The following is a 13,014-nucleotide window of genomic DNA, read 5'->3' as shown; positions in this document are numbered from 1 at the left end:
AAATGGGGTTCTTGAAAGATATCGGCGTCCAGCGGCCGATTGTGCAAGCGCCTATGGCGGGTATCTCAACCCCAGAGCTTGCAGCTGCTGTGTCGAATGCGAGTGGACTGGGCTCTATCGGGATTGGCGCAGCACAGACGAGCAGCGCGAGAGAGATGATTGAAGCGGTTCGCGCTCTGACCGACCGTCCTTTTAATGTGAACCTCTTTGTGCACGCGACCCCCGTGGTCGACGCCCTGCGCGAGCAGCAGTGGTTGAAGGCTCTAGCGCCCGTGTTTGAGGCCTTTGGTGCCCATCCGCCGGAAGCTCTAAACACGATCTATCGGAGCTTTGCGGACGACGATGAAATGTTCAAACTGCTTTTGGCGCTCCGGCCACCCGTGATCAGTTTTCACTTTGGGTTGCCGTCTCAAGACAAAATTGCGGCGCTGAAAGCGGCGGAATGCACGCTGCTCTCAACCGCGACAAATCTCGATGAGGCGAGGGCGGCCGAGCAGGCGGGAGTCGATGCGATCGTCGCTCAAGGCTATGAAGCGGGCGGGCATCGAGGGATGTTTGATCCTTCCCTGCCGGACCAGAAGCTCGGGACATTTGCGCTTACCCAATTGCTGGTTGCCAAGTGTTCCATCCCCGTGATTGCGGCAGGTGGCATCATGGACGGGAGGGGTATCGCATCCATGATCGCGCTCGGGGCCGAAGCCGCGCAATTGGGCACGGCTTTTGTTGCATGCCCTGAGAGTAAGGCTGATGCGGCTTATCGCGAAGCACTTAGAAGCGATGGAGCCTTTCACACGGTCATGACCACGGCGATTTCCGGTCGACCAGCCCGCTGTCTCGTAAATCGGTTTACGGCTTGGGCGTCCGAAGTCGATGCGTTTCCGCCGCCAGATTATCCGCGCGCCTATGATGCTGGAAAGGCGCTTCATGCGGCCGCCAAGGCGCAAGACGAGTTTGGATTTGGGGCGCAATGGGCGGGGCAGGGCGCGCCGCTCATCCGAGCCATGCCAGCAGCTGAGCTGGTTGAGACTCTGATGCGCGAATTGCAGGACGCCTTTCGGGCCCGATAGGTCACATGCTCCGGATTGGGCCCTGGATCTCGTCGATCGGCTTTCCGGCGCCTTTGCCGTAGCCGTATTTCTTTAGCAGGCCGCGGAATTGATGATAGGAGAGGCCGAGCGTTTTGGCGGCTTTGCCTTGGTGGCCTTCATGGGCGGAGAGGGCTGTGTCGATCAGGCTGGTTTCAAAGAGGCGGATTTGATCCTCGAAGGGGATATCGAGCACCGGCGGCGGGGGCGCGGCGGCGGTTTGTTGTGCCGGGTCTTGCGCCCGCTGCGGCGCCTTGAGGTCTGCCGCCGGGCGCCAAGGCGAGGCGAACGGGTCAAGCGCGCTGGGATCGAACTGGACCGGATCGGTCAAATGTTCAGAAATGGCGCGATAGGTGACTCGCTGCGCGAAATTGCGGAGCTCACGAACATTGCCGGGCCAAGCATGGGCTTCCATTGCGGCAATGGCGGAGGGCGCGAAGCCGGGGAAATCTTCAGCCATTTCGCGGGCCATGCGCCGGGCGAAGAAATCGGCAAGCAACGAGATGTCTGCGGGCCTCGCTCTTAGCGGCGGAAGCGTCACCACATCGAAGGCCAGGCGATCGAGCAAGTCGGCGCGGAAATCGCCGGTCGCTGCCTTGCTGGGAAGGTCAACATTGGTCGCGGCGACGACCCGAACATTGGTGCTCAGGACCTTTTCACCGCCCAGGCGTTGGAACTCGCCATACTCCACCACGCGCAAGAGCTTTTCTTGGACCTGCATCGAGGCGGTGGCGATCTCGTCTAGGAAGAGCGTTCCGCCATCGGCCAATTCAAACCGGCCGAGCCGGCGTTCGGTGGCGCCGGTAAACGCGCCGCGCTCGTGCCCAAACAGCTCACTGTCGAGCAATTGCTCTGAGAGGGCGGCGCAATTCACTTTCACAAACGGGCCTTCCCAGCGCCGAGACAGAAAGTGCATCCGCTCGCCAATCAATTCTTTACCGGTCCCGCGCTCGCCAATGATCAAGCAAGGTCGATCAAGTGGCGCCAATCGAGAGACATGTTCTTGGGCTTCGAGCCAGCTCGGATCTTCACCGATCAGTTGTGGAGTTTGATTGCCAATCATGAGGTCTATATAGCGAAAAGAATTGGTCAAAACAACCAGATTTATGAGTGTAATTCGCTAAATTCAATTAAGTCAGAACTGCGAAAATAAAAATATTTCCAATAAAAACAACGCAATATGAATTTAACTCAAAACTGGCACGGTCCTTGAAATCATTTTGGCATGGCGGCCAGTCGGGTCGCTCGCAAGAAGGAAAGAAAACAATGACTGAGCGCTCTTACGAAAATGGCTATGGCGACCGTTACGACCAGGCCCGCCGTGAGAGTGGCCGCTTTGGCCGCTACCTCTCCACTCGTTCACCAGAGACATGGATGTTCTTTGTCGCTGGTGTCTTTCTCGGCGGCTTCTTCTTCTAAGAGCTGAACACAGCCAAAAGAAACCGCGTTTCCTCCCACTCCCCCCGTTGAACCCCAAAAGATACAAGGAAAAAATATCATGGGAATGTTCTCTCGCCTCGGCGATATCATCAATTCCAACATCAATGCGATGCTGGACAATGCTGAAAACCCAGAAAAGATCGCGCGTCTGATGATCCAAGAAATGGAAGACACGCTGGTCGAAGTTCGCACCGCTGCTGCGCGTGCCATGGCCGACAAAAAAGAAATGGAGCGCGAGATTGCGCACTATTCTGAAATCCGCGCTGATTGGGAAGCCAAAGCTGGCCTCGCCATTGATAAAGGTCGCGAAGATCTCGCCCGCGGCGCGCTGATCGCCAAGAAGAAAGCCGAGCAAGAAATCACACGCCGCCAAGAAGCGATGGATCTTGCTGAAGAAGCTTTTCACAAGCGTCAGGATGATTTGTCTCGTCTGCAAGCCAAACTGGATGAAGCGAAAGCCAAGCACCGCGCGCTGATGATGCGCCGGGACGCCGCCGAGCAGCGTATTCGGGTTCGTGAGCAAACTTATGACACTCGCGTAGATGATGCCCTGGCGCGCTATTCTTCCGTCGAGCGCAAAGTCGATGAGCTCGAGGCTTATGCTGAAACCATTCGCGGTGTTGAGCCATCTTTGGAGCAAGAGTTTGCGGCTCTCGAGCGCAATGACGCGATCGAAGCGGAACTCACGGCTTTGAAAAAAGCCCGCTCGAAAACCACAACAAAAGCAGCAAAGCCTGCTGACAAAAAGGAGGGCTAGTCCATGTTATTACCGTTTGCGATCTTAGCTGGTTTTTTGACCGCGATTACCGCTCCGGGCTTGATTGCCCTCCACCTAGAAGACCGCCGCAAGGCAAAAACTGAGGCAACAAACTGATGGGAGAAGAATTCATCATCGCAATTGTGGCAATCGGATGCGTCTTCATCATCTTCCCAGCCATGGTGTTTCACTACATCACGCTGTGGCGGAAGCAGAAGACCCTGATGCCCGACGATGAGCGAATGCTCGAAGACCTTTGGCGCTCTGCGCGTTCAATCGAAAGACGGATCGATACGATCGAAGAGCTTTTGGACGCCCAAGAAGAAGAGCCACAAGGCCGCCGTCGTCCGCTCTCGCCGCGCCGGTTCGAGGATTAGACCATGACTTATAGAAGACGACATCACCGTCCCCTTAGAGACGATCACTATACAAGCAGAGAAGAAGACCAAATGTTCCGTTCCCCTAACCCAAAACGCTTTTACCGCTCGCGGACAGACCGCGTTTGGCTCGGAGTATGTGGCGGGATTGCTGAACGGTTCGGTTGGGAGCCAACATTGGTTAGGCTGCTGTTTGTCTTGAGTATTTTCGTCATGGCCGGGCCATTTTCGATCTTCGCCTATATCATTGCGGCGATGATCACACCCAAAGAACCGATGGGCCGCCGTAATTTGGCCCCAGAAGAGGAGCAGTTTTGGCGCAATGTGTCAGATCGGCCTCGGGTCACGGCATCTGGGCTGAAATACACATTCATGGACCTTGAAGAGCGTTTGCGAAATATCGAGCGCAGTGTCACCAGCGAAGAGTGGCGTCTAAAAAAAGCGTTCAAGGATCTAGAACAGAATTAAGGAATAGGTTACATCTGTAACCAGGGATCAGGCAAGTTTAGGATAGAGAGGGGAATTCCCATGACACGCAAGGCCATCAGAAGCGGGATCCAAACCGGATTGCTCGTCGCTGCTGCCCTATCACTCGCCGCGTTTGCAAGCGTCAAAGGCGATGTGGTGAAGCTCGAAACGGGCGGAGTTGAAATGACCGTCGCCGCCTCGTTTGAAAAAGGGCTAATGATTAGTTTTGTTGCGCCTGAGTGAGGCGCGACTCAAAAGAATTCTGAACCAGTTCATATTCTCTCTCCCTGAACGCACATCTGAGAGGACTGGATCGGAAAACCCCGCTCGGTTGGGGGGAAGTCTCGCAAAGCTTTGCGGGGCTTCCGGCATTGACGGACATTCGTTCAGCGCGCCTGGTTTAATCGACTGAATATAGACCCGCCCGACGATCTCCCAGACTCATTTCTTAACGACAATCCGAACTTGTGGCATAGTCCTCTGAGGGAGGACGTATCATGACAATTTCAAAGACTTTAATGTTCGGCGCCGCACTGAGTGTATTGGGGGTGGTGTCCTGTGTATCGGCTGATCAAACCAACCCGGATACTGCAGATGCAGAGACGCAGCCCTTCATTGACCCGGTCATACTTTCGCAAAGCATGTGTAGCGGCCGGTCTGAACAATCAGCGGCGGTCGCTGCAGAAACGGCTGCGCGCTTAAACCCTGGCTTTGACTATTCCGACCCATTTGAGCTTCCGCAATCAGTCATCGATCATTTCCAGTATCCTATTTCAAGCGCCAGCCGCGAGGCGATAAAATGGTTCAATACCGGGTTGGCACATATGGCGAATTTCAACCATGACGAAGCGATCGCCGCGTTCCGAAAAGCGCAAGCCAAAGATCCGGGTTGCGCCATGTGCTATTGGGCCGAGGGGCTGTCTTTTGGCAGCAATATCAACATACCCTATGCGCCTGATCGCGGCGCCGCAGGACGGGTCGCTGCCAGCAAAGCGCTTGAGCTAATTGAAGGCGTGACACCTCGCGAGGCGGCGCTAATCAAGGCGCTTGATACACGCTATGGCGTCTCTGAGGCGGCGGAAATTGAGGAACGTCCGGCGGCTTATGCCGATGCGATGGATGAAGTTGCGCGCGCGTTTCCAGATGACAAATTCATCCTATCGCTCGCCGCTGAAGCCAATATGGACACCCAACCTTGGGACTATTGGGAACCAGGCGCGCGCGATCCGAAAGGTCGGACCGCGCGGACGCTCGAGTTGATTGAAGCCGCCCTTGCGATCGATCCCGAATTTGCACCGGCCATTCATCTCTATATTCACATCACTGAATCTTCCGTCGATCCGTTCCGGGCGGAGTCCTATGCCGATGCCTTGCTCAGCCAGGACCTCGGTGTGGGCCACCTCGTGCATATGCCGTCACACATCTATTTGCGGTTGGGTGAATGGAAGAAGTCTCACGCGTCAAATATTGCTGCGATCGAGGCCGACGAAGCCTATATTGCAGCCAGTGAAAACGCCGCTGTCTATGGCAGTGTCTATTATCCGCACAATGTTCATTTCGTGGTCGCTAGCTCGCAGTTCGCGGGCGACGCCGAGACCGCGCTTGAAATGTCGGATAAGATTGAAAGCTTGGTGGTGATTGATCCCGCCGCGCCAGCGCCGTTGGCTGAGCATATTGCTGCCGCGCCGATCTTTACCGATTTGATTTTCTCAACCGATGAAACTGTGTTGGCGATGGAAGAGCCTGAACAGGCGCACCTCTATCTGCGGACCGCTTGGCACTATGCCCGCGGCACAGTTTTCGCGCGGCAAAACAAAATGGCCGAGGCGAAAACTGAACTTGCCAAACTCGAGGCGCTCACTGGAGAACCTGGCTTTAGCGATTATGATACCGCTTATTTCGCGCCACTTTCGGGCATCCAAACCGTCGCTCGCCTGACGCTAGACGGGCGTATTCTTGCGGCGAATGGTGACCTCAAAGGCGCCATTGCCAAGCTTGAAGCAGCCTCGGCAGCGGAAGCTAATCTCCCATATTTTGAACCCACGTGGTGGTATTATCCGACACGGCAAACACTTGGCCTGTTTTTACTTCAGGATGGGCAATATGACCGGGCTGAGCGCGAATTCTTCAAGACGCTGATTAAAGCGCCGAACAATGCCTATGCTTTGTACGGTTTGGCCGAGACGTTCAAGGCCAAGCGCGATGAACGCTCTGAGGCCTTTGCGCGGTCGCTGTTTGACGAGGCTTGGTTGGGCCGTGAGGGCACCGTTCCGAAGCTGAGTGAGCTTTAGAATTGGCGGTTTAGGCGCCGGAATCTGCGCTTCGGCGCCCGAACCATTAACCAAAAACGCAAATCTCACGCATCTGTGTGGTCGTTTTTTCATTTGTTTTGTGTCACATGGCCCAGAAGTGGCATAAAAGTGTGGCATGTCAGATAAGCGTATTCTTCTGATCATTGGTGGCGGGATTGCTGCCTATAAATCGCTCGAGCTCATTCGTGAGCTGGCGCGGCGCGGTATTGCGAGCCGTTGTATCGTCACCAAAGGCGGTCAGGAATTCGTGACGCCGCTTTCCGTTTCTGCCTTATCTGGCGAAAAAGTATTCACCGAACTGTTCGATCTCGATGATGAAGCCGATATGGGACATATCCAATTGTCACGGTCGGCGGACCTCGTTGTGGTTTGTCCAGCGACGGCCGATTTGATGGCGAAAGCCGCGAACGGCCTAGCCAATGATCTGGCCTCGACCACATTGCTTGCGACCGACAAGCCGGTGCTGATGGTGCCAGCAATGAATGTCCGGATGTGGGAGCATGCCGCAACCCAGCGCAATGTTGAGACGCTGCGCGGCGACGGCGTGAGTGTCATGGACCCCGATGAAGGCGCCATGGCGTGCGGCGAGTTTGGGCCTGGGCGTCTGCCAGAACCGCTTGAGATTGCCAATCGAATTGAAGCGCTGCTGAGCGATGGACCGGTGCTTTATGGATTGGACCCCAAACCGCTTGCCGGGCGCCATGCTTTGGTGACCGCCGGGCCGACGCGCGAGCCGCTGGATCCGGTTCGGTTCCTGTCCAATCACTCAAGCGGCAAGCAAGGCTATGCGATTGCCGGGGCACTCGCGAAAGCAGGCGCCCGTGTAACATTGGTGTCTGGCCCGGTGGCCTTACAGGTTCCAGATGGCGTTGATCATGTGCCGGTCGAGACTGCGCGCGAAATGCTAGACGCTTGCCAAGCCGCGCTGCCCGCAAATGTGTTTATCTCGGTCGCGGCTGTGGCGGATTGGCGCCCCAGCCGCGCAGCCGCGAAAAAGATGAAGCTCAAAGAAGGCGATGGCGATCCGCACCCCACACTGGAACTGTCTGAAAACCCAGACATCCTCGCGACGCTCTCTCGCAAGAAGAAAAATCGCCCAGACCTGGTGATTGGCTTCGCAGCGGAGACCCATGATGTCGATGCGCTCGCGATTGCCAAACTGAAACGCAAGAGATGCGATTGGATCGTCTCGAATGATGTCAGCGGTGATGTCATGGGCGGCGAAATGAACGAAGTTGCTCTGGTCACTCGGGACGGCATCGAAGTGCGTTGGCCGCGGATGACCAAACAGGATGTCGCCACTCGACTTGTGGCCCGCATTGCGGAAGAGTTTGGCGACGAAGCCGACAAAATCGCAGCGCAATAGAGCGCGAAAAGCTCTTAGAATGATCCTATCTTCCGCCGATACCTGCGAAGGCAGGTATCCATGGACAAGTAATTTCCGGCGGTCTTGATCACAGACATTCGTCCCTGGACCCCAGCCTGCGCTGGGGTCGGCGGAGAAAACAACTTCTTTCTAGACCCCACGAACGCGGTACGCGCGCCATGAGCAGCGCGTGCCACGGAAAGCCGGTTGCCTTCGAATCGCCCTCTGCTCGTGTTACGCAAGAGCCTCGTAAAGAGGACGCAATATGGCACGACCAATTCCGACAGACGAAACGCTGCTGACCAAGATCTATGAGCGCAATTTGAAAGCATTCTCTGACTGGTCTGAAGAGAATAAAAACCGCAGCGCCAAAATCTGGGTGCCGATCGATATTGATGCGCTTGGCAAGAAATTTCGCTGCGATCCTGACCTGATTTTTGGGCGTCTTTATTATCATATGAACGCCAAATACGGCTCGACCAATGGGAGCGGGCAAGAGGTCAATTTCTTTAACATGCGGCTCGGCAATGACCGCCATGTCGTCAATTTCCCTCTGCTGACTTCGGTGCTGGCCGATCTGCAAGACAACCGAAAACGGTTCATCATTTCGACTCGGCTGGCGGCGTTGTCTTTGGTGGTTTCTGCGATTTCCATAGGAATTGCGGTGCTGACTTAACTCCGGCGCTTGACTCATTTGGGCGACTCCGTCGGTGTGCGGGACCATGACTGAGATTACTGTTGCTGTGCGGCCTTTGCCGCATTTTGAAGGGCTCGATCTGCCCGCTTATGAAACCCTAGGCGCGGCAGGCATGGATGTGCGCGCCGCGGTGCCGCAAGATGATCCATTGGTGCTGAACCCTGGCGAGAAGACCATGGTTCCAACCGGGCTCAGCGTTGCCATCCCGCAAGGCTATGAAATCCAGATGCGGCCGCGCTCTGGCCTGGCGGCGAAACATGGGATCACCTGCTTGAACTCACCTGGGACGATCGACAGTGATTATCGCGGCGAGCTGAAAGTGATTTTGATCAATCATGGCCAAGAAAGCTTTATGATCGCGCGCGGGGAGCGCATCGGCCAGATGCTGCTGGCACCTGTGACGCGGTTGGTATGGAACCAAGTCGACACGCTCGATGATACTGATCGCGGCGCTGGCGGCTTTGGGTCAACCGGACGATAAAACCTTGCGTCTGACGCCTGACGTGCTATATATCGAATAACGATAAGAGTCAGGACAAAAAATTATGGATATCGACAGCCCCTTCACCATGGTCGTGTTGATTGTGTTGATCGCCGTCGGCGCCGGGGTCGTGAAGACCTGGATCGAAACCCGCGCCAATTCAGCGATGGATCAGGAAACCAAACTCCGCATGGAAGATCTCGAGCGCGAAGTTCTGCGGCTGCGCGACCGCGTGAAAGTGCTCGAAAAGATCACGACCGACGGGGATAAACGCCTCAGTGAAGAAATTTCTCGCCTCGCCTAGTCGCCGTCTTGCTGGCGCGCAAAACCTTTGGCGATTATGTGCGCCGCATATCCTGAGACAGCGAAGCCAACAATGCCGATGCCGGATGCGTACAGGGTCGCGACATTTGCATTGCAGGTTGGGCCCCCCTCGGTGCAGCTGCCAAAATTAAGCGTGTAATACATATAGATCGCGGTCAGTGCTGAAAACACTGCAAGCGCGAACATGGCACGCGCCATCCATTTCAAGGCCAAACTGATCATTTTAGGTTCCTTCTCTGGGGCACGCTGACATCCGTATGCAGATTGGTCAAACACATCTGTATTTGGGCAGTTCTGTCGCCAGCATGTCATATACAATTCGAATGCGTTTGCTGGTGTGAAGCTCTCGATGGGTCACCAGCCAAACCGGGATAGGAATGGACAACTGGTCGGGAAACAAGGGCCGTACATTGTCGGAATAGGTCTCGATATCATTGGCGAGAATGCTGACACCAAGGCCCTGAGCGACGAGTTCATACAGGACATGTCCGCTCGGGCTGTTAAACCGAAATTGCTCCTGTCTCAGATTGAGGCCGTAGGTTTTCATCGCCTCAATCATTTCAGGTGTGCGATCGAGCCCGATAAAAATCGCATTTTCGAGGTCGGTGATTTTGGCGATCGGTCCGAAACGCTTGAGATAATCATCGGAGGCGTAAAGATGAGCGCGGGTTTCAAACAGGAGTTTCGCGATTAAATCTGGCTGTTCGGGGCGCGCATGACGGATCGAGATATCGGCTTCGCGACGGGTCAGATCCTGCACCTCGTTTGAAGGTAGAATGTCGATTTGAATGTTCGGCGCGACCGCATGAATTTTCTTGACGATGCGCGGCAATTGATGGGTCGCCACATTCTCGGTTGCGGTGATGACAACCCTACCTTCAACGATCTGCGATTGCCCCGACGCAGAGAGCGAGATCCGTGTCGCGGCGTCCGCCATGACGCGAACATGGTCCAACAGACCGCGGCCGGCTTCGGTGAGGGACATGGCGCGACCCGCCCGCTCGAATAGGGTCACACCAAGCTCTTCTTCTAGCGCGGCAACTTGGCGGCTTAGCGTGGGTTGGGTTTGCCCCAGCGCGCGCGCAGCGGCGGAAAGCGAGCCTTCTTCCGCGGTTGCGAGAAACGCCCGGACCTGGTTCCAATCAAAAGAGATCGCCTGCCAATTCATCGATTTTCGTATAGGTCCATTCGAATATTCTGCAATTTCTATCCGATCTCCGAATAGATAAATAGGGAGGGTGCAATTTGATCAAACATGTATCCCGCGCCGCGCGGGACTAATCGAGGAGGCATCTATGCCTGACAAAGCCAAATTCTGGGACCGAACTGCCGAGAAATATTCGAAGCAACCGATATCCAATCAGAAAGCCTATGAGATCAAGCTCGATCTCACACGCGAGTATTTCACGCCCGAGTCGAAAGTTCTGGAGTTTGGCTGCGGAACCGGCTCTACCGCCATCCTTCATGCCCCTTATGTAAAACATATTGATGCAATCGATGTGTCGCCGGAAATGATCCGCATCGCCCGCGCAAAACTCGGACCTGAGAACATCACCAATGTCGCTTTTGATGTTGCGGATATGGATAGCTTCCAGCCGCGGCCGGGCTCTTATGATGCCGCTCTCGGGCTTAATATCCTTCACTTGCTAGACAATCGTATGGCAGCGATGGGCCGGGTCTATGAGACGCTGAAACCTGGTGGTCATTTCATTTCCAGCACGATGTGTTTGCGGGAAAAACTGATGTTTCGGCTGATGGAGCCCTTGTTCCCGCTCATGCATGCGCTTGGCCAATGGCCACAAGTCCACCGTTTCACCGCCAAGCGTTTGCAGAAGGATATGGAATCGATTGGCTTCAAAACCGTCCATATTTGGCAACCCGATAATGGGCCTGTTTTGTTCATTGTCGGTCAGAAACCAGAATAGACTTGAAATGTAGCGATCGCTACATTATTGGTCATGAGCATGTTCCAAGGAGAAGCTCATGACCATTTTGCGTATTTATACAGCCCTGTTCTTTGTCGGTCTGGCGATCTACACGGCCGTCATTATCGCCAATCATGGCATCGATTTTCTATCACCCTTTATCGACATTGTTGGCACGATGACGTGGCCGGGTCAGTTCACCCTCGACTTTGCGGGCTATTGGATTTTGTCCGCGCTATGGGTGGTGTGGCGGCACGAGTTTAGCCCAAAAGGCTGGCTGATGGCGGTGCTCGCATTGAGCGGCGGTATGCTGTTTTTCGCGCCTTATCTGTTGGTCACCAGCTTCCATGTTGGCGGTGATCTAAAAACCTTGTTGATCGGAAAATCCCGCGCAGCGGCTTAAATCAGGGCATCATCTTGTTTGGCAAATTTCGCCAAGAGATAAGCGTCATTGTCTTCAATCGGCTCCAGTTTTCCGAACGCAAACGCGTTGCGATCCATCACCAAATCTCGCGGGCGTAGGGCGCGCGAGATTTCAAGGCCTTCAAGGTTGCGGGCGCGGGAGAAGGCGACATAGGCCTGCCCATGGGCAAACATACCACGATCCAAGTCGATATATACCTTATCCAAAGTCAGGCCTTGGGCTTTATGGATGGTGACGGCATAGGCGAGCCGCACCGGGACTTGTTTGAATGTGCCAACCACTTCGCGGGAGACTTTTTTGGTCTCTGGATCGAGCGAGTATTTGTACTTTTCCCAAGCCGCCGGTTCGATCTCATATTCGAGGCCATCAAGCTCGACCACGACGTTTCGCCCTGACCAGCCCGCAACCACGGCCAGTGAGCCGTTCACCCACCGGCCTTCTGGATCATTCTTGATCAGCATCACCCGCGCGCCTTCTTTGAGTTCGAGGTCGGCTTCGGTGGGATAAGTTTTCTCGTCAAAATCACCCTGCACCCGGGCTTCGAACACTTTCTCTGGCCCCGGCAGATCCTCAAGCCGCGCCTGATTGATTCGATAGGCATTGGCATTATTCGGCGTGAGCACGATATGGGTTTCGCTTGCTTCGACAGCATCGCGGTCTGAGACGACGCTGCGCAAAACGCTCTGATCTGCAGGCGTCAGCCGGCCTTGGCGCATCGCCCCAAGCAAAGTCAGGAAGCGCGGGTCTTCTTGGCGGAACACATGTTTGAGCGCCAGAAGCGCGAACTCAGCCTCTTTAAAGGCGGGGGCATTGAAGAAATAATGCCCGCCATAACGCTCTTTGAGGATCGGGTCTTCATCACCGCGAACCACGGGCGGCAGTTGGTGCAGGTCGCCAGACAAGATCATCCGCACGCCGCCAAATGGCCGTTTAGAGCCGCGATTGAGCTTCAAACTGCGATCAATGGCATCGAGCATGTCGGCGCGGACCATGGAAATCTCATCGATGATGATCGTCTCAGCCGCTTTCATGAGACGTGCCGTCCGCAGCCGCTTCACATCTTGCGGTTCGATCAAGCGTGGCGGGAACTTGAAGAAGGAATGCAAGGTCTGGCCGCCAGCATTCATTGCGGCGACCCCAGTCGGGGCGAGCACAATCGCGCTTTCGCCGGCTTCGGCCATGAACTTTCGAAGTAGGGTGGTTTTGCCCGTCCCAGCGCGCCCGGTCAGAAACAAATTGCCTTGCGCGCCTGCGCCGCTGGCCACCCAAGCAGCCGGTTTCGCATAGATCGTTTCAGGCGGTGTAGCACCAGCGGGAACAGGCAAATCACTCATAGGCGCCATGCCATAGCGAGCTTT

Annotated in this window: 17 protein-coding genes; 13 read left to right on the top strand and 4 right to left on the bottom strand. The window is 55.3% G+C overall.

The genetic code is table 11. From position 1 onward, the window contains the following. The first annotated feature begins 2 nt into the window (after positions 1-2). Positions 3-1,067 carry an NAD(P)H-dependent flavin oxidoreductase gene (locus MY069_RS06865; protein WP_482796330.1) on the top strand — a complete coding sequence of 355 codons (1,065 nt, stop codon included), beginning with the start codon at positions 3-5 and terminating at the stop codon, positions 1,065-1,067. A 1-nt stretch (position 1,068) separates the two neighbouring features. Here the strand turns inward: MY069_RS06865 and pspF are convergent, their stop codons facing one another. Continuing rightward, the gene (gene pspF / locus MY069_RS06860; protein WP_482796329.1) at positions 1,069-2,148 is read right to left on the bottom strand and encodes a phage shock protein operon transcriptional activator; all 1,080 of its coding nucleotides are present in this window, start codon (positions 2,146-2,148) and stop codon (positions 1,069-1,071) included. Positions 2,149-2,351: 203 nt separating this feature from the next. On the opposite strand from pspF, the gene MY069_RS06855 reads away from it, so the two are divergent. From MY069_RS06855 to MY069_RS06810, 10 genes are all read left to right on the top strand, one after another. Continuing rightward, complete coding sequence (locus MY069_RS06855) at positions 2,352-2,504, top strand: hypothetical protein (protein WP_482796328.1); 153 nt, start codon at positions 2,352-2,354, stop codon at positions 2,502-2,504. Between the two features lie 79 nt (positions 2,505-2,583). Beyond that, on the top strand, positions 2,584-3,282 hold the full coding sequence (gene pspA / locus MY069_RS06850) for a phage shock protein PspA (protein ID WP_482796327.1): 699 nt from the start codon (positions 2,584-2,586) through the stop codon (positions 3,280-3,282). 116 nt (positions 3,283-3,398) lie between these two features. Continuing rightward, positions 3,399-3,659, top strand: coding sequence for an envelope stress response membrane protein PspB (pspB, locus tag MY069_RS06845; RefSeq protein WP_482796326.1), 261 nt, complete (start codon positions 3,399-3,401; stop codon positions 3,657-3,659). Between the two features lie 72 nt (positions 3,660-3,731). Continuing rightward, positions 3,732-4,127, top strand: coding sequence for an envelope stress response membrane protein PspC (gene pspC, locus MY069_RS06840; RefSeq protein WP_482796325.1), 396 nt, complete (start codon positions 3,732-3,734; stop codon positions 4,125-4,127). A 60-nt stretch (positions 4,128-4,187) separates the two neighbouring features. Beyond that, positions 4,188-4,370, top strand: coding sequence for a DUF2158 domain-containing protein (locus MY069_RS06835; protein WP_482796324.1), 183 nt, complete (start codon positions 4,188-4,190; stop codon positions 4,368-4,370). 254 nt (positions 4,371-4,624) lie between these two features. After that, positions 4,625-6,418, top strand: a complete 1,794-nt coding sequence (locus MY069_RS06830) for a tetratricopeptide repeat protein (protein ID WP_482796323.1) — start codon at positions 4,625-4,627, stop codon at positions 6,416-6,418. 136 nt (positions 6,419-6,554) lie between these two features. After that, positions 6,555-7,805 carry a bifunctional phosphopantothenoylcysteine decarboxylase/phosphopantothenate--cysteine ligase CoaBC gene (gene coaBC / locus MY069_RS06825; protein WP_482796322.1) on the top strand — a complete coding sequence of 417 codons (1,251 nt, stop codon included), beginning with the start codon at positions 6,555-6,557 and terminating at the stop codon, positions 7,803-7,805. 265 nt (positions 7,806-8,070) lie between these two features. Continuing rightward, positions 8,071-8,481: a hypothetical protein gene (locus tag MY069_RS06820; protein WP_482796321.1), complete on the top strand. Its 411-nt coding sequence runs from the start codon at positions 8,071-8,073 to the stop codon at positions 8,479-8,481. A gap of 46 nt (positions 8,482-8,527) precedes the next feature. Further along, positions 8,528-8,983 (top strand): dUTP diphosphatase, encoded by a 456-nt coding sequence (gene dut, locus MY069_RS06815; protein WP_482796320.1) that lies wholly within the window; start codon positions 8,528-8,530, stop codon positions 8,981-8,983. Positions 8,984-9,047: 64 nt separating this feature from the next. Then, positions 9,048-9,287: a hypothetical protein gene (locus MY069_RS06810; RefSeq protein WP_482796319.1), complete on the top strand. Its 240-nt coding sequence runs from the start codon at positions 9,048-9,050 to the stop codon at positions 9,285-9,287. Here the strand turns inward: MY069_RS06810 and MY069_RS06805 are convergent. Beyond that, positions 9,284-9,529 (bottom strand): hypothetical protein, encoded by a 246-nt coding sequence (locus tag MY069_RS06805; protein WP_482796318.1) that lies wholly within the window; start codon positions 9,527-9,529, stop codon positions 9,284-9,286. The two genes, MY069_RS06810 and MY069_RS06805, sit on opposite strands and share 4 nt — an antisense overlap. Positions 9,530-9,575: 46 nt before the next feature. After that, positions 9,576-10,475, bottom strand: a complete 900-nt coding sequence (locus MY069_RS06800; RefSeq protein WP_482796317.1) for a LysR family transcriptional regulator — start codon at positions 10,473-10,475, stop codon at positions 9,576-9,578. A gap of 127 nt (positions 10,476-10,602) precedes the next feature. On the opposite strand from MY069_RS06800, the gene MY069_RS06795 reads away from it, so the two are divergent. Beyond that, positions 10,603-11,232 (top strand): class I SAM-dependent methyltransferase, encoded by a 630-nt coding sequence (locus MY069_RS06795; protein WP_482796316.1) that lies wholly within the window; start codon positions 10,603-10,605, stop codon positions 11,230-11,232. A 58-nt stretch (positions 11,233-11,290) separates the two neighbouring features. Next, the gene (locus MY069_RS06790) at positions 11,291-11,635 is read left to right on the top strand and encodes a hypothetical protein (protein ID WP_482796315.1); all 345 of its coding nucleotides are present in this window, start codon (positions 11,291-11,293) and stop codon (positions 11,633-11,635) included. Here MY069_RS06790 and MY069_RS06785 read toward each other — a convergent pair. Next, on the bottom strand, positions 11,632-12,990 hold the full coding sequence (locus MY069_RS06785; RefSeq protein ID WP_482796314.1) for an ATP-dependent DNA helicase: 1,359 nt from the start codon (positions 12,988-12,990) through the stop codon (positions 11,632-11,634). The two genes, MY069_RS06790 and MY069_RS06785, sit on opposite strands and share 4 nt — an antisense overlap. Positions 12,991-13,014 lie beyond the last annotated feature (24 nt).

The organism is Hyphomonas sp. ske169 (assembly GCF_056850855.1).
The sequence above is the reverse complement of the archived record's forward strand: the minus strand, read 5'-3'. Positions and strand labels throughout refer to the sequence as shown.